General features: G+C 41.7%; 14 protein-coding genes. 10 read left to right on the top strand and 4 right to left on the bottom strand.

Features of this window, described 5'->3' with window-relative positions:
- On the top strand, positions 1 to 604 hold a 604-nt coding region (locus ATS76_RS07640), incomplete at its 5' end, for a transposase (RefSeq protein WP_152995632.1).
- A 38-nt stretch (positions 605 to 642) separates the two neighbouring features.
- Here ATS76_RS07640 and ATS76_RS07635 read toward each other — a convergent pair.
- From ATS76_RS07635 to ATS76_RS07625, 3 genes are all read right to left on the bottom strand, one after another.
- Positions 643 to 1,095, bottom strand: a complete 453-nt coding sequence (locus tag ATS76_RS07635) for a hypothetical protein (protein WP_152995631.1) — start codon at positions 1,093 to 1,095, stop codon at positions 643 to 645.
- A gap of 351 nt (positions 1,096 to 1,446) precedes the next feature.
- Positions 1,447 to 1,698, bottom strand: coding sequence for a Rho-binding antiterminator (locus ATS76_RS07630; RefSeq protein ID WP_058551669.1), 252 nt, complete (start codon positions 1,696 to 1,698; stop codon positions 1,447 to 1,449).
- Between the two features lie 10 nt (positions 1,699 to 1,708).
- The gene (locus ATS76_RS07625) at positions 1,709 to 2,548 is read right to left on the bottom strand and encodes a DUF417 family protein (protein ID WP_058551668.1); all 840 of its coding nucleotides are present in this window, start codon (positions 2,546 to 2,548) and stop codon (positions 1,709 to 1,711) included.
- A 474-nt stretch (positions 2,549 to 3,022) separates the two neighbouring features.
- On the opposite strand from ATS76_RS07625, the gene xdhA reads away from it, so the two are divergent.
- Genes xdhA through puuE form a run of 8 tightly spaced genes read left to right on the top strand, consistent with a single transcriptional unit; the run spans position 3,023 to position 12,101 of the window.
- On the top strand, positions 3,023 to 4,531 hold the full coding sequence (gene xdhA, locus ATS76_RS07620; protein WP_058551667.1) for a xanthine dehydrogenase small subunit: 1,509 nt from the start codon (positions 3,023 to 3,025) through the stop codon (positions 4,529 to 4,531).
- Positions 4,518 to 6,857: a xanthine dehydrogenase molybdopterin binding subunit gene (gene xdhB / locus ATS76_RS07615; RefSeq protein WP_058551666.1), complete on the top strand. Its 2,340-nt coding sequence runs from the start codon at positions 4,518 to 4,520 to the stop codon at positions 6,855 to 6,857. The genes xdhA and xdhB overlap by 14 nt, the downstream gene beginning before the upstream one ends.
- Positions 6,850 to 7,740, top strand: coding sequence for a xanthine dehydrogenase accessory protein XdhC (gene xdhC, locus ATS76_RS07610; protein WP_058551665.1), 891 nt, complete (start codon positions 6,850 to 6,852; stop codon positions 7,738 to 7,740). Before xdhB ends, xdhC begins: the two co-directional genes overlap by 8 nt.
- Positions 7,737 to 8,237, top strand: a complete 501-nt coding sequence (gene uraD, locus ATS76_RS07605) for a 2-oxo-4-hydroxy-4-carboxy-5-ureidoimidazoline decarboxylase (RefSeq protein ID WP_058551664.1) — start codon at positions 7,737 to 7,739, stop codon at positions 8,235 to 8,237. Before xdhC ends, uraD begins: the two co-directional genes overlap by 4 nt.
- Entirely contained in the window at positions 8,234 to 8,584 is a 351-nt protein-coding gene (gene uraH / locus ATS76_RS07600) for a hydroxyisourate hydrolase (protein ID WP_058551663.1), read from the top strand. The genes uraD and uraH overlap by 4 nt, the downstream gene beginning before the upstream one ends.
- Before the next feature lie 2 nt (positions 8,585 to 8,586).
- Entirely contained in the window at positions 8,587 to 9,951 is a 1,365-nt protein-coding gene (guaD, locus tag ATS76_RS07595) for a guanine deaminase (protein WP_058551662.1), read from the top strand.
- Between the two features lie 4 nt (positions 9,952 to 9,955).
- The gene (locus tag ATS76_RS07590; RefSeq protein WP_058551661.1) at positions 9,956 to 11,167 is read left to right on the top strand and encodes a urate hydroxylase PuuD; all 1,212 of its coding nucleotides are present in this window, start codon (positions 9,956 to 9,958) and stop codon (positions 11,165 to 11,167) included.
- A 1-nt stretch (position 11,168) separates the two neighbouring features.
- Entirely contained in the window at positions 11,169 to 12,101 is a 933-nt protein-coding gene (gene puuE / locus ATS76_RS07585; RefSeq protein ID WP_058551660.1) for an allantoinase PuuE, read from the top strand.
- A gap of 87 nt (positions 12,102 to 12,188) precedes the next feature.
- Here puuE and ATS76_RS07580 read toward each other — a convergent pair whose 3' ends face one another.
- Positions 12,189 to 14,690, bottom strand: a complete 2,502-nt coding sequence (locus ATS76_RS07580; protein ID WP_058551659.1) for a S8 family serine peptidase — start codon at positions 14,688 to 14,690, stop codon at positions 12,189 to 12,191.
- 507 nt (positions 14,691 to 15,197) lie between these two features.
- Here ATS76_RS07580 and ATS76_RS07575 point away from each other — a divergent pair.
- The gene (locus ATS76_RS07575) at positions 15,198 to 16,700 is read left to right on the top strand and encodes a curlin (RefSeq protein ID WP_058551658.1); all 1,503 of its coding nucleotides are present in this window, start codon (positions 15,198 to 15,200) and stop codon (positions 16,698 to 16,700) included.
- Positions 16,701 to 16,733: the final 33 nt, after the last annotated feature.

Below are 16,733 nucleotides of genomic sequence, written 5' to 3'. Positions count from 1 at the left end.
TGCACGACTAGACAGTATTAAAAATGCGATGCCATTAACTTTGGACGAAGGAGTAATTGTACCTAATCAAATGCTCGTTGAAGTGCTTATCACGCAATTTAAAGTGTTATTAAAGGGCATTGAAAAGCTCGATAAAGCAATAAAATCGGCTTATAGAGCCCAGCAGGATAAAAAGATATTTGATAGCTTACCCGGCGCAGGTCCACAACTCGGCCCACGTTTACTTGTTGCTTTTGGAAGTAATCGTGCGCGTTACAATGATGCTGCAGAACTTCAAAAGTACGCGGGTATAGCGCCTGTTATTGAGCGCAGTGGTCAAAAAATGTGGACGCATTGGCGTTATAGTTGCCCCACTTTTTTAAGGCAAACATTTGTAGAATGGGCAGGCTTTTCTATTCGTTATTCATTTTGGGCTAAGGCGTATTATGAGCAACAAAAAGCCAAGGGTAAGCCGCATAATAGCATTATTAGATCACTGGCATTTAAATGGATAAGGATTGTATTTAGGTGTTGGAAAACGAATACACCCTACGATGAATCGACATATTTAGCAGCATTGAAACGCAGAGGCTCACCACTTTTAAAATTTGCAATTAATAGCTAAATTTTACTAGTCGTCCACCTCAGGGCGTGTTGTTATATTTACTTAATACCAATAAAAGTTAATTGAGAAACCTGACTACCGTTAAATAAAGTATCTGATGTTTCAAATGATAAGTTAATCAATTTATTACCTTTAAGGCGAACAAATACATAGCTACCATAGCCTTTTGGTGCACCGTCTACTTTATATATATAAAAATCGCAGCTATTTTCGTTGGGTTTGTATATACCTACTATTGCAATTTTTTTGTGAAGTTCATCAAGAGTAAAAGTATAAGCAGATATGTTTTTAGATATATCGCTTTCTTTAATACCGTTAGATTTTAACTCATTAGCCAGAAACTTTAGATTAAACAAAACAACAGTATCTATTTGTGACTTTAGATCAGAAACATAGTTTGGATATACTTGCGAATTAGCTGTATCACAAGTTTCAGCTATTACATTAAAAGCCATAAAGAAGGTAAATAAAAATGTGATCGATAGCTTCACTAAACTTCCTTGTAAATATAACATCTTATTGAACACCACTTTGGTGGGTTATAACATCCCAAAACGGCGCATATTACATCGCCCAATAATTCCACTAAATAACTGCAATGTAAACAAGCAATTAGGCATGCATTGAAAAAGCCTTTGTTACTTTGCACCAAAACGACTTTTAATAATGTTATTGGACAAAGTCAAAATAGCTGTTTATGTGAACAGTTTATTCTAAAGGTAAATTTTGGCTTTGGGCATTTAGCACGTATGAGTTAAAGCATTGGCTAGATAAGCGAGCCTTATCATATTGATGATACAGGCTCGCTGAGGTATTTATGATAAAACGAATAGGTAAGGTATTTACTGAAAATCAAAGTCAATGTGGTCAAAGTATGGATTACTCTCACGCGCTTTAAGAACGCTGATTGTAGTAAGCACAATAAGTTGCAGCTCGCTGTTTACGTTAACAACTATGCATTCGTCTCTATTAGCATTGCGTTTTGTATCAGTTGCTACCCCACACACAACATCGCCATTTTTTAATATAAGCTCAATGCTTAAATGGTGGATACAGGCAACTTCGATGTAGTCGTATTGATGGCAACTGATCATACAGTTCTCTTTATTTAGCTGGTTTAAATAGCATTAAAGTGGCAATAACCACTAAGTTGCCTACATACCATAAATCTTTAATTACAAATTGCCCTAAACGCCCTAATAACGTGCTTGAGCTAAACGCACCGTTTGCGGTAATTAAAAATGTTTGGGTCATTAAAAACACACTTAAACACGCTAAGCCACTAACAATAATGAGCTTTTTATTGTTAAGTAAAATGCCTATGCCAATTAGCACTGCAAATAACACATCAAACCCACCAATTACGTTTGATGCGCCTTGCACACTAAATACCGTGTATAACCACGACATAAACGGTGAGGTTTCTACCAGGCTTACAATGGCTTTGGCTTCAAACTCATAAAACTTCATGCCACCAATCCACAGTAAAACCATAGCAACCGGTATAAAGTTTAAAAGTACGTGTTGTTTGTCTGTTAGCTTATTTTTATAAAACAAAAATAAATACAAAGGGATGACTGCAAAGTATTTAATAATGCCTTGCCCACTGCCAATAATTGGAAAGCCGCCTAACTGGGCCATCCAACGGTTGCTGGCTAATAAAGTAAGTAAAGGCACTATGCTAACAATTAACGCGAGAACTAATGCTGGTGTAGGCTTTATTAATTTTAAATGCGCGGCTAGAGTGGCAAGTGCTAATGCAATCATAGTGCTTCCGGTTAGCAAGCCTATCATTTTATTATTTAGTGAAGTATCGAACCCATAAAATTCAAATGTTGCTACAAGTGCATTTGGGTTTGCACCCAAAGCAAACGATACGCCAAGCAATCCAAAACTAAGAGCAAGTAAAGTGGTGAGTGCGTTATTTGTGTGTGTTAAGTTCATTATGAGCCTATTAAATCTGTAATGGCTAACTAAGACCTCGTTTTTTCTAAAAAGCATTCAACCTAGCTAAAAAACATCTTCGCTTATGTAATTTTAAATAATTATATAAATGCACTTTTTAAAAGCACATAGCTTGCAAGAAAAAACATATCCTATTGGTCAAGTTAACACATAAAAGCGATTAAAAAGTCATGCAAAAAATAACAAATTAAAACTTAACTACTCGATAAAAACCAGATAATAGCAATTAAAATAAGTAACTTAAAACCTTTTTACAACTTTATAAACTTCATTTAAAACCTTATTTACTCTCTTCAAAAGTAAAAAGCTAACCGATCGGTCAGATTTGGCATATTAACTGCAAAGTACTCATTATAATAAAACAGCTTTTTTCTTACTTGCGCAATAACAATACGAAAAAGCAGACAATAAACCTTATTAAAAACAAGGTGTTAAAAAGCTAAGGGGGCCTGTGTGATTCAGTTTTTATTAAATGACACGCCAATAGAAGTACAAGAATGTTCGCCAAGTCTCACCATTTTGGACTGGCTACGCACCAAAAAAGGGAAAGTGGGCACCAAAGAAGGGTGTGCTACAGGCGATTGCGGCGCGTGCACAATTTTAGTCGGCGAAGAAAAAACAAACTCAAACGGTAACCCAGTTTGGCACTACCAAACCATGAACAGCTGCCTGCTTTTATTAGGCAATGCACACGCAAAACACATAGTAACCGTAGAGGCTATAACAACGGGGCTGTACCCAACTCTTGATGACTTACACCCAGTACAACGCGCATTAGTAGAGTGTCATGGTTCGCAATGCGGTTTTTGCACCCCAGGTATAATAATGAGCATGTTGGCGCTTTATATTAATAACCCGCGTTACCCCGGTAAAAAAGCCGCTATTCATGCTTTAGGTGGTAACTTGTGCCGTTGTACTGGTTACAGCCCTATTTTACTAGCGGTAGAAAAAGCCTACAGCTATGAGCGCAAAAATGAGCCTTACTCAGCCATGGCAGCTCAGTTTAAAGCCTCACTTAATACGCAATATGATGACGACGTTCCATTTTTAAAAAATGGTCCTCGCAAATTCTACTTGCCACAAAATGCTAAGCAGCTTGTTGAACTAAAAGCGCTTTACCCGCATGCACACTTGGTTGCTGGTGGCACCGATTTTGCCATTGAGCTTAGCCAAAATATGCTATTACCCGATGTAATAATATCCCTAAGCCAAGCTAAAGAGCTGTGCACATTAAGCGATAATAACGGAGAGCTACATATTGGTGCAGCACTCCCTTACAGCCAGTTTGTAGATACTTTTTACAATTACTACCCTGAGTCTAAAGAGCTGTTTGAACGCCTTGGCTCTAACCAAGTACGTAACAGTGGCACCTTAGGTGGCAGCATAGGAAATGCCTCTCCTATCGGCGATCCAGCCCCATTATTAATTGCACTTAATGCCACTCTAGATTTATTAAGCGCAGCAGGCACACGCACTATAAACGTGGCCGACTACTTTGTTGATTACAAAAAAACAGTAATTAAAAGCGATGAAGTCATTAGCAAAATTACAGTGCCAAAACGCCCAGACTCGTTAAAGCTTGCGTGCCATAAAATTTCAAAACGCTTTGAAGATGATATATCTACCGTGTGTTTAGTCCTAGCTATTGAGCAAGCACAAGGTGTAATTAGCAATGCCCGCTGCGCCATGGGCGGTATGGCTGCAATACCCAAACGCGCCACGCACATAGAGCAAAAGCTTAATGCTCAGCCCTTACAAGTAAGCACGTTTATAGATGCCGCTAATGCTATAAATGATGACTTTGCCCCCATGAGCGATGTTCGCAGCAGCGCACATTACCGCACTACGGTAAGCAAAAACTTGCTACAACGTATTGGTATTGAGTTTTGCGGTGCACAGCCTAGTAGCAATAAAAATAATAACAACATTGCCATTACGAGGATCTCACATGCGTCACTTTGAAATGGATAAACTAAAAGCCCAAGGCGGAAGTGTTGGCCAATCTAAGTATCACGAAAGCGCAATAAAACAAGTATGTGGTAATGCAAACTACGCCGACGATAACCCAGAGCCTCATGGCTGCTTACACGCCTATCCTGTACTTGCGCCCATTACCAGCGGCTTTATTAAATCAATTGATACAAGTAAAGCGCTTGAAATTGCAGGTGTTAAGCGTATTTTATCGGCCGATGATGTACCAGGTAAGCTTGATATTGGCCCAGTATTTCCAGGTGATGTACTGCTTACTAGCCATGAAATTCAATACCACGGGCAACCTGTGCTGGTAGTCGTTGCCGACAGCTACGCCATTGCGCGCCGCGCTGCTCGCTTAGTGATTATAGAGTGCGAGCAAACCACACCCATACTGGATATTAAAGAAGCGATAAAAAAAGAGCACTGGGTAAGGCCGCCACATTCACTACAGCGTGGTAATAGCGAGCAAGCCATAAATAATGCAGCCCACCAGCTTAAAGGCGAAATACACATAGGCGGGCAAGAACACTTTTACCTTGAGGGACAAATAGCACTTGCTCAGCCCGATAACGACGGCGGGATCCATGTTCAATGTTCTACGCAGCACCCAACAGAGGTGCAGCACTTAGTTGCCAAAATTTTAAAAAAGCCATTTAGCTTTGTAAACGTAGAAACTCGCCGTATGGGCGGTGCCTTTGGTGGTAAAGAAACCCAAGGTGCACCGTGGGCTTGCCTTGCAGCGCTTGCGGTTTATTACCTTGGCTGCGCAGTAAAAATGCGCCTAGCCCGCAGCGACGACTTTAAACTTACCGGTAAGCGCCACCCATTTTATAACCGATACCATGTAGGGTTTGACGAAAATGGCCTAATTGAAGGCGCTGATGTAACTGTAAATGGGTTTTGTGGTTATTCGCCTGACTTATCTGATGCCATTGTAGACCGCGCAATGTTTCATGCCGATAACGCGTATTACTACCCAGCCGCCACCATTAAAGGTAATCGTTGCAAAGTTAATACCGTAAGCCACACCGCATTTAGAGGATTTGGTGGCCCGCAAGGCATGATCATGGCAGAGCTAATAATGGACGATATTGCCGCTAAATTAGGTAAAGATCCGCTTGAGATCCGAAAACTTAATTTATACAAAAAAGGCCGCGACACCACGCCGTATCATCAAACAGTAGAGCAGCATATTTTAAAAGATATGATTGCCCAGCTTGAGGAATCGGGTGATTACTGGGCGCGAAAAAAGGCCATTAAAGCCTTTAACGCATCATCCCCTATTATCAAAAAAGGCCTTGCGATGACGCCGGTAAAATACGGTATATCGTTTACCGTACAGCACTTAAACCAGGCGGGAGCACTCGTGCATGTATATAGTGATGGCTCGATACATTTAAACCATGGCGGCACCGAAATGGGCCAAGGGTTAAACACTAAAATAGCGCAAATAGTAGCCCATGGGTTTGGTGTTGATTTTGACGCCATAAGCATAAGCGCAACCCGTACCGATAAAGTACCAAACACCTCGCCAACCGCTGCTTCAAGCGGTACCGACCTAAACGGCATGGCAGCGCTAAATGCTGTAAACACTATAAAAGAGCGCTTAACACACTTTATAAGCGAGCACTTTGAAGTAGACAGCCAAAGTGTTGTATTTAAAGATAACCTAATTACCTTTAACAAAGGTGAAATTAGCTTTAGCGAACTTGCAAACCTTGCTTACATGAACCGTATATCGCTTTCATCAACGGGTTATTACGCCACGCCTAAAATTCATTACGATAGAGCGAAAGGCGAAGGCCGCCCATTTTTTTACTACGCACACGGCGTAGCACTGAGTGAAGTAGAAGTAGATACGCTAACAGGCGAAAACACCGTAACCCGTGTTGATATTTTGCACGATGTGGGCAGCTCAATTAACCCAGCACTTGATATAGGGCAAATTGAAGGGGCTTTTGTGCAAGGTATGGGCTGGCTTACCACCGAAGACTTACAATGGAATGATAAAGGCCAGCTTGCAAGCTTTGGCCCTGCTAACTATAAAATTCCGGCTATTGGCGATACCCCTGCCGAATTTAACGTCAATTTATATAATTCGGCCAACCCAGAAACCACCGTATTTAGATCAAAAGCAGTTGGCGAGCCGCCGTTTATGCTGGCCTTTAGTGTGTGGAGTGCGATTCGTAATGCCATAAGCAGTGTGGCCGATTACAAATACACTGCCCCACTTGATACGCCTGCAACACCTGAGCGTGTATTAAACGCAATTGAGCAAACCGCTAGCTGGTTTAAGGAACGTCAACATGGCTAATTTAAATGAGTCGTTTCAGGGTTTTCATACTCAAAACTGGGCGCAAGCTATAAACGAGCACGAACAAAGCGGCACTAACTATGTTATTGCGACAGTGCTGGGAACCAATGGCTCAACCCCACGAGGCACAGGCTCTAAAATGGTAATAAGTGGCGAGCATATTTACGACACCCTTGGCGGTGGCCATCTTGAGTACGTAGTAATAGAAAAAGCCCGCGAACTGCTTGCCAAAGGTGAGGCGGCGCAAGTGATAGAGCAATTTAACCTAGGTGCAAATTTAGGCCAGTGCTGCGGCGGAGCTGCCACCGTGATGCTTGAGTGCATGCAATGCGCGCGCTTTACCCTCGACATATACGGCGCAGGCCATGTAGCACAGGCGCTTATTGGTATATTGGCGCAGTTACCTATGCGTATACGTTGGATAGATAGCCGCGCCGATGTATTCCCACAGAACATTCCTAATAACGTTATAAAAGTGGTTGATGAAGAACCAACAGAGCAAGTTAAACGCGCACCAAAGGCTAATAATTTCTTAATATTAACCCATAACCACCAGCTCGACTTTGCACTCACACAAGCCATTATTAAACGCGCTGATGCCAATTGGCTTGGCGTTATTGGCTCTGATACCAAAGCAAAACGCTTTAAGCAGCGCTTAGCTCATCGCGATTTTACCACCGAGCAAATAAAGCAAATGACCTGCCCTGTTGGGCTTGAAAATGTAACGGGTAAGCTCCCAATGGAAGTGGCAATTTCAATTAGTGGGCAGCTAATTGGTCTTTACCAGGCTATTCAAGCCCATGCGCCTAAACGCCAAGGTGTGCAATGGCGTTCACTTAAAAATGCCTTAATTAGCACCACGCAAGAGGAAGTAGATGCATGAGTAGCTTAAAAATTAATAACCTAAATGAAGCGCAAGCTTACCAAGCCTTAGAGCACTGTTGCGCCGCCCCTAACTGGGTAAGCGGTATGCTAAATACCATGCCATTTGAGAGTAAAGAGCACCTATACCAGAGCGCGCAAAGCGTATGGGAACATCTCGCTGAGAGCGATTATTTAGCCGCTTTTGAAGGCCACCCGCAAATTGGCGATTTATCAACATTAAGTAAAAAGTACGCCGCTACAGCGCAAAAAGCGGGGCACGAACAATCGGGAATGAGCAAAGCAAACGAGCAAACCCTTAAAAAAATGATTGCGCTAAATAAAGAATACCTCAGTAAATTTGGCTTTATATTTATTGTGTGTGCCAGCGGCAAAAGTGCTGAGCAAATGCTTGAACTTATTGAGCAGCGTATACACAACACTCGCAGCACAGAGCTTAATATAGCTGCGGGCGAACAAGCCAAAATAACAAAAATAAGATTGGAGTCCCTAATATGAATAAAAGTATGAACAAAAGCCCTATTACTACCCATATTCTCGATACCAGCACAGGTAAACCTGCAGCCGATGTAGCTGTACAATTGTTTGTATACACTAATAACAAGTGGGAATTAATTGCCCAAGGTAAAACAAATAGCGACGGGCGTATTACCGACTGGCTAAATACAGACGTAGAATTTGCAACCTATAAGTTGGTATTTGATTTAGATAGTTACTATAAAAACCAACCTACTCCAGCGTTTTACCCAGAGGCGCAAATTACCTTTAGATTACAAGATCAAAAACATCATCACATTCCATTATTACTTAGCCCATTTGGCTACTCTACGTACAGAGGTAGCTAACAATGAGCACGCAAAACAATAATAAATTAACCGTAATTTGTGCCAACATACTCGACTTTGTTGACGACCCAGCCATAGCGGGCGACACCGCCCATCGCTATTTTGAAAAAGGCGCGTTAGTTATTCAAAACGGCAAAGTGGTTGACCTTGGTTACGAGCAAGACATACTGCCAAGCTTAGATAAATCAGCCACTCTTATTCGCCACGATGGCAAATTGGTTATGCCCGGCATGATAGACACGCACATACATTTGCCGCAAACCGAAATGGTCGGCGCGTATGGCGAGCAGCTTTTAAGTTGGCTTACCGAGTACGCCTTCCCAACCGAAAAAAAGTTTGCCAGTGAAGTGTACTCAAGTGAGGTTTCAAACCGCTTTTTAGATGAGTTATTACGTAACGGCACCACCACCGCATTGGTATTTGGCACGGTGCACCCGCAATCGGTTGATGCCTTTTTTAGCGAATCTCAAAAACGTAATTTACGCATGATTGCCGGTAAGGTGATGATGGACAGAAACTGCCCTGACGATTTATCTGATTGCGCGCAAACCAGTTACGATCAATCAAAAACACTCATAGAAAAATGGCACAATGTTGATAGGTTAAGCTATGCGGTAACGCCACGTTTTGCGCCTACATCAACCCCTGAGCAACTTCAAAAATGTACTCAACTATTAGAAGAATACCCCGACACTTACCTACATACGCACTTATCTGAAAACAAAGACGAGTGCGAATGGGTAAAAGGGTTATTCCCCGACGCAGATGATTACTTGAGTGTTTACGAGCAAGCTAAAATGGTGCGTAAACGCTCGGTATTTGCTCATAGTATTCATTTATCTGAGCGCGAGCTTTGCTGCCTTGCAGATAACAACGCGGCTATTTCGCACTGCCCTACTTCTAACTTATTTTTAGGTTCGGGCCTTTTAAATTTAAAAGCCTGTGAAGAGCACGGTATTAACGTAGGTATGGGTACCGATGTAGGCGCAGGCACAAGTTTTTCTATGCTACAAACAGGTAATGAAGCGTACAAAATTCAACAGCTTCAAGGTCAAAAGTTCTCGGCTTTTAAAGGCCTATATTTAGCGACGCTTGGCGGCGCACGGGCGCTAGATTTAGAAGGCACCATAGGTAATTTTGCAACCGGTTGTGAAGCCGACTTTATAGTCATGGATTACGCGGCTACTTCATTTTTAAAATTTAGAATTGGCCATGCTAAAACACTACACGAGCAACTTTTTGCCATGATGATGCTAGGCGATGATCGCTGTATTGAGCAAACCTACATTATGGGTAAAAGCGTTTATAAACGCGATGATAAAAAACAGTTTACAACCACCCACACACCGCAATTAGAAGAGGCTTAACCTAATGGAAAACTATTTATTTGAGCTTGCTCATTTAGTCCTGCGTTATTTTCATGTAATTGCAGGCATTGCGTGGATTGGGGCGTCGTTTTATTTTGCGTGGCTTGATAATAACTTACAAACCCCGCCACAATGGAAACAAGACAAAGGCATAAAAGGCGATTTATGGGCCGTGCACGGCGGTGGCTTTTACGAAGTGGCTAAGTATCAAAATGGCCCTGAAAAAATGCCCCACACCCTGCATTGGTTTAAATGGGAAGCCTACACAACGTGGATCTCCGGTATTTTATTATTTAGCCTACTTTATTATGTTGGCGCCGATGTTTACCTAATCGATAACAGTAAAAGTGAGCTAAGTAAATTTGCCGCTATTGGCGCGTCGCTTGGCTTTATTGGCTTAGGTTATGGTGTTTATCGTTTATTGTGCAAAACCCCGCTCGTTGAAAACGGTAAAGCGTTTATTGCTGTGGTTATTGGCCTATTGGCCCTTTGGACTTACGGGGTTGACCAGCTATTTAGTGACCGCGCTGTGTATATTCATGTTGGTGCGCTTATTGGTACGTGTATGGTTGGCAATGTGTACCACATAATTATGCCAGGGCAGCGCTACATGGTAAGCGAAGTAGAAGCTGGCCGTATTCCCGACTCCGCACCGGGTTTAAAAGCAAAGCTGTGCTCTATTCATAACAACTATGCCACGTTACCAGTGGTATTTATTATGCTAAGCAACCACTTTCCATATACCTACAGCCACAACTTTGGCTGGCTTATATTAATTGCGTTATTTGGTATTGGCATGTGGATACGTCATTACTTTAACTTAAAGCACCAAGGTATTAATAAACCTTCAGTGCTTGTAAGCGGTATTGCCGCCTTTTTTGCCCTAATGCTGGCTATAGCTCCGTGGCCTAGCAGCCCAACAAATACAGGCGAAAGCGCGCCTTTACAAGCCAGCATTACCGACACTCAAGCGTGGGATATAATCAGCAAGCACTGCACACAGTGCCACAGTGAAACACCTACATCAAAGCTTTTTCAAACAGCGCCGCTTGGCTTTAAGCTCGACTCTATTAATGATGTAAAAAAAGCCAGCACGCTTATTCATACCCGCGCGGTTATAACCAAAGACATGCCATTGGCAAATATGACCAAAATGACTGATGCTGAACGCGAAACGCTAGGCTCTTGGCTCACAGCACTTAAAAAGGAGCAATAACATGAGCGAGCAATTTAAACACTACCCGCGCGATTTAATTGGTTATGGCTCACAAGTACCCCATGCAAATTGGCCTAATAAAGCCCGCATTGCTGTACAAGTGGTATTAAATTACGAAGAAGGCGGCGAAAACAGTGTATTACATGGGGATGCAGCGGCCGAAACATTTTTATCAGAAATAGTCAGTGCCCCGCATGTAGAAGACCGCCATATAAGCATGGAGTCCATTTACGAATATGGCTCCCGCGCGGGTGTATGGCGTTTACTTAAACTCTTTAAAAAATACGATATACCGGTCACCATTTTTGCTGTGGCAATGGCCCTTGAGCGCCATCCCGATATAGCTAAAGCCTTTGTTGAAGCTGGACACGAAATAGCAAGCCACGGCCTGCGCTGGATTAATTATCAACATATAGATAAGCAAACCGAGCGCGAGCACATGCAAAAATCCATTGAAATAATTCAAACGCTTACCGGTAAAAAACCCAAAGGCTGGTATACCGGGCGCACAAGCCCAAATACTGCAGCCCTTGTGGTAGAAAATGGCTCGTTTTTATATGACGCTGACGATTACAGCGACGATTTACCCTTTTACAGTATTAAAGAAGGTAAGCCACAGTTAATAGTGCCCTACACCCTTGATGTAAACGATATGCGCTTTGCTGCGGTGCAAGGCTTTAATGCCGGGGATCAATTTTATAACTATTTAAAAGATGCCTTTGATACGCTTTATGAAGAAGGCGACCCACAAGGTGAAAACGCCCCAAAAATGATGTCGATAGGGCTGCATTGTCGCTTAATTGGCCGCCCTGGGCGCATAAAAGCCCTCGCACGGTTTTTAGAGTATGCCAGCTCGCATGAGCAGGTATGGTTTGCCACGCGCGAGCAAATCGCCGAGCACTGGCTTAAAACCCACCCCTATAAAAAAGCCTAGTTGTAGTCTATTTAAAATTACACTTTAATAACTTAAAACAAAAAAGCCCAGCATAGCTGGGCTTTGTTTACTCTAAGGGGGTGTTACTTAATTAAATGTTACTGTTACGATGTTAGAACATACATTTTCAGAAACACACAATTGGTAATCGTAGCTTGATAGTGAAGCACCACGCTCATAATCACGGTAGCGGCCGTTATCCGACGTAGTATCAATTAGTTCACCATTACGGTAAACGTTCATCGATTCAGCTCCCACTGTGTCCCAGCTAAGATCTACACGCATAGTACCCAAGCGTGATTTATTAGCGCGTTTTAATGTAAGCTCAATATCTACATCACTAACAACAACCGTTTGCATATACGTACTCGTATTACCTTCGCTGTCTGTTACGGTTAATTCAACGTTGTAGCTGCCAGAGCCAGCATATACATGAGTTGGGTTTTGATCAGACGATGTTGCACCATCACCAAAGTTCCAGCTCCACTGCGTAATATCGTTATTAGCATCAGTGCTTGCATCTGTAAACATGGCCGTTAAGCCCTCTATTTCAGCGTCAAAATTAGCTTGTGGCGGCTGAGGAGTAACCTCTCCAATCGCAATAAAAGTAAGAGACCAGCCATTAATGTTACCAACATCAGCACCCGCAGTATCTACAACATGAAGTGTCCAATCCCCAGTTGCAACTTCGCCGTTAAAGGCGCTTGATGTGAATGTTTTAACAATATCATCGTCACTGCCACCTTCATTACTCTGTAAAGTAACTTCTGAACCTTGAGCTGATGTTAACGTTAATACCAAGTCACCAGACCAAGTGTGTGTAATGTTTACATCGGCAGAAGTACCAAAAATAGTTAAATCATCAGCAACGGTAATTACAGAGCTTGCACCTTGTGGATCGTTATCTGGAATAGATATGTTTTCATCACTGCTATATGTAAAATCGTTTAAGCCTGCAGGTTGTAGCATTAATGACACAGTTTGTGTTTTTAACTGCTGATCTGTACTTGCCTCAACAGTAAAGTCATAATTGCCCCAAGGCGTGTCATCAAACGTATTTACAGTTAACACAACCTCATCACCTGGGCGTGCCGTAGAAGCACTTAGTGAAGCCCCCTCCAAACTAGAACTAAGCAAAAGCGCTATATCGCCATCCCATTGCGCAATCGAACCAATCTCAAACGTGTAGGTAACTGTATCGCCTACGGTTGCTTGCTGAGTTGTAGGAGTAACCGATAATTTAAAGCCAGGTGTAGGATCAGCATCTAATAATGCCTGGTTTGCATTTAAACGCGTACCTGCAACTGTTTTACCTGTTAAAGCAGTATTAGCATCGCCGCTGCTCATTAGCAGCTCTTTTAACTCTACTGTTGTTAAATCTGGGTTTACTGAAAGAACAAGAGCAGCCACACCTGCAACATGTGGTGTTGCCATTGAAGTCCCAGAATAAGTAGCGTAACCGCCACCAGGAATAGTTGAAAGAATAGCGCTACCCGGCGCGCCCATATCAACACTTTCTAGGCCCCACTGCGAAAAACCAGACATATTATCACTGCTATCTGTACTTGCGATTGATAGCACACTGTCGTTTTCGTAGTTAGATGGGTAGTGCGGGTTTACATCGTTATCTACTGCGTCATTCCCTGCTGCTGCTACGAATAAAATGTCTGCGTCTTCACTGGCCGTTATTGCATCGGTTAAAGCTTGGCTATAACCGCCTCCACCCCAACTATTATTTAGTACGCGAAGGTTAACACCTGAGTTTTTAAGACCAACCATGTAGTCAATACATTTAATGGCATCTGACGTTGAACCACTACCTGAAGCATCTAAAAATTTACAACCAGCGATAGATACATCATGGTTTACACCCACAATACCTTCGTTATTGTTGCCACTTGCACCAATGGTTCCTGAAACATGCGTACCATGCCCTTGATCGTCCATTGGGTTGCCTGAGTTAGTAATTGCATTGATGCCATGAACATCATCAACATAACCGTTACCGTCGTTATCAATTCCATCGCCAGCAATCTCACCAGGGTTAACCCAAGCATTTGCTAAAAGATCGGGGTGACTGTAATCAACACCTGTATCAATCACACCAACAACCACATCTCTACTACCCGTAGAAATTGACCACGCTTCAGGTGCATCAATATCGGCGTCAGCTACACCACCGGTTTGACCTTCGTTATTTAAACCCCATAGGTCACCAAAACGCGGATCATTTGGCGTAGTGGCAATACTTACACGGTAGTCTGGTTCAACATATTCAATAGCCTGATGAGTTTTAAGGCGTTTTATTGCCTCTTTAGTACTCATACCCGTTACTTTAAATTTAGCTAAGCGGCCTGAAAGTAAAGACTTATAGTTATCATCAACCTCATCGCTGTTCATGTCAGAGATTTTAGCTCTCACTAACGAACGAGCTTGCTTACGCATTTTAGCTGACACATTTTTTTTGTATTTAACAATAAGCGAATCACTGCTTGCAGTTACTGATTGTTTAATACTTGTTTCAGGTAGTTGCGCAGCAGCCAAACAAGGAACAAGCGCAAGTGTAATAATAGATAATTTTGTTTTCATTGTTCTATCCATAGTTGATTGAGCTTAAAAAATTTTAAGCAAGTTTACCGACAACATTGAATAAGAAAGATCACATGGCATGTACCCAGCAAACTAACAAATCAAAAATTACTCAAGTATTTAAATTGGAAACAATAAAAAATCAACATTTTTGACCAGAGTCGTCATAAAAAAAACATTCAAGGCAGCCTTTTTTATGAACTTATTAATTACAAGCAGCCAGTCAAGTAGCTCAACAATTTTTACTGGTTTTTTAGCAAAATACTAAAAATAAAAATAAAAACAGCATAACTAATTGTATTTAATAGATATAAAAATCGGTAAAAAAAGATGATTTAAGAATTTATGATTCAAGAATACAGTGAATGTGCATTTAGAAAACGCGACACAACATTGAATAACGTTTGATCACAACATTATACCGGCACGGCATGCTGGAACTACGAATACTCTATAAAAACAAAATAACGTAGAGCATTCAGAATTTTTATTTCAAGGAGAATAATAATGAAGTTAAACAAATCACTTATAAGCTGTGCAGTAGCAATTGCAATGGGCACCAGCTTTACTTCTTTTGCAAATACAACAACTAAATCAGGGTCAGTATCTGATTTGAGTACAAAAGTGTCTGTACAAAGCACCAGCAATTCAATGGTCCTTGCACAAACCCAAGTAGGTAATACAGCATTACTTTTACAAGATGGTGATGGTAATACAATGCAAGTTACCACTATTGGCAACGACAACACGACCGAGGTGTCGCAATTCCAAACAGGTAACGTTGTAGAAGTAACCACCGTTGGCGACAACAATGTGCAAACATACTCACAAGATGGTTTATACAATGGGGCTTTAACTACGGTCACCGGCAACAATAATCAGCTTTATGTTTCACAAGAAGGCGAAGGTTTATTTTTTAACAATGAAGCAATCAATTCTATTGTGGGTGATGACAACACTGTTGATATTGAACAAGGTACAGGTGGTCATTGGTTTTACAACATGGACATGCAAGGCAGTGGCAATGAGGTAAGTGCATTACAAACTGGTGAATGGCATGAAGCTGTAATTACAAGCGCTACAGGCGACGATAATGCAGTAATGGTAGAGCAAAATGGCTTTTATAATACATTCAGAGTGTCCTCGCTACAGGGTAACGATAACGAGTTAGATATTGAGCAAGACGGCGATCAAAATGCTGTAACACTTACAGAGCTTTACGGTGACAATAATGAGTTTGGTGTTGAGCAAGAAGGCGCTGACAATACTGTTAATTTCACTGCTATTGTTGGTAACGATAACGAAGTAGGTATAGACCAAGAAGGCTTAGCTAATAATGTTGATTCAGCTTTATTTGAAGGCGAAAACAACGAAGTAATGGCGATGCAAAATGGTGACTTAAATACAACAACTGCTGAGTTAATTGGTAATGATAACGAACTTACAGCCATTCAAAATGGTAGCGAGAATGAAGCATACATGGGCGTGTTAGGCTCAGATAATGAATTTACAATTAGCCAATTTGGCGACGTTAACTCTGCTCATTTAGTAAACTTTAATGGCTTGGGTAATGATGTAAACCTTACCCAACTGGGTGAAGAAAACATCGCGGTTGTTGAATCGTCTTACCCTGACGTTTCGCTTACATCTAACGAAAACGACATCGAAATTACGCAAGACGGCCTGCAAAATGAAACCATGGTGACACTTGCAGGTATTCTTGATAGCAACTTCAACCAAATTGATATTGCGCAAAATGGCGACTTTAACCTTATCGACATGATGGTAGAAGGCAGTGGCCACAGCATAGATATTTCACAAGAAGGTGAAAATAACTGGGTTGTAGGTACTGAACAATCACCGTTTTTAGTGGGTGGTGAAAACGTCACATTCAATGTCACTCAGCTAGGCAATGACAATATTGTTGAAGGGGGTGTTATTGGTGTTAATAGTACCGTAACGGTTACTCAAATTGGTGACGGTAATACAGCCACAATTACACAAATGTAATTAATAACAATAAAGGGGAGCTTCAACTCCCCT

The sequence above is a fragment of the Pseudoalteromonas sp. 10-33 genome (genome assembly GCF_001469195.1).
Classification (GTDB): domain Bacteria; phylum Pseudomonadota; class Gammaproteobacteria; order Enterobacterales; family Alteromonadaceae; genus Pseudoalteromonas.
The sequence above is the reverse complement of the archived record's forward strand: the minus strand, read 5'-3'. Positions and strand labels throughout refer to the sequence as shown.

Coding starts and splice junctions, on each gene's coding strand:
- ATS76_RS07630 (WP_058551669.1), bottom strand. CDS start 1,698: ATGATCAGTTGCCATCAATACGACTACATCGAAGTTGCCTGTATCCAC.
- ATS76_RS07625 (WP_058551668.1), bottom strand. CDS start 2,548: ATGAACTTAACACACACAAATAACGCACTCACCACTTTACTTGCTCTT.
- xdhB (WP_058551666.1), top strand. CDS start 4,518: ATGCGTCACTTTGAAATGGATAAACTAAAAGCCCAAGGCGGAAGTGTT.
- xdhC (WP_058551665.1), top strand. CDS start 6,850: ATGGCTAATTTAAATGAGTCGTTTCAGGGTTTTCATACTCAAAACTGG.
- uraD (WP_058551664.1), top strand. CDS start 7,737: ATGAGTAGCTTAAAAATTAATAACCTAAATGAAGCGCAAGCTTACCAA.
- uraH (WP_058551663.1), top strand. CDS start 8,234: ATGAATAAAAGTATGAACAAAAGCCCTATTACTACCCATATTCTCGAT.
- guaD (WP_058551662.1), top strand. CDS start 8,587: ATGAGCACGCAAAACAATAATAAATTAACCGTAATTTGTGCCAACATA.
- ATS76_RS07590 (WP_058551661.1), top strand. CDS start 9,956: ATGGAAAACTATTTATTTGAGCTTGCTCATTTAGTCCTGCGTTATTTT.
- puuE (WP_058551660.1), top strand. CDS start 11,169: ATGAGCGAGCAATTTAAACACTACCCGCGCGATTTAATTGGTTATGGC.
- ATS76_RS07580 (WP_058551659.1), bottom strand. CDS start 14,690: ATGAAAACAAAATTATCTATTATTACACTTGCGCTTGTTCCTTGTTTG.
- ATS76_RS07575 (WP_058551658.1), top strand. CDS start 15,198: ATGAAGTTAAACAAATCACTTATAAGCTGTGCAGTAGCAATTGCAATG.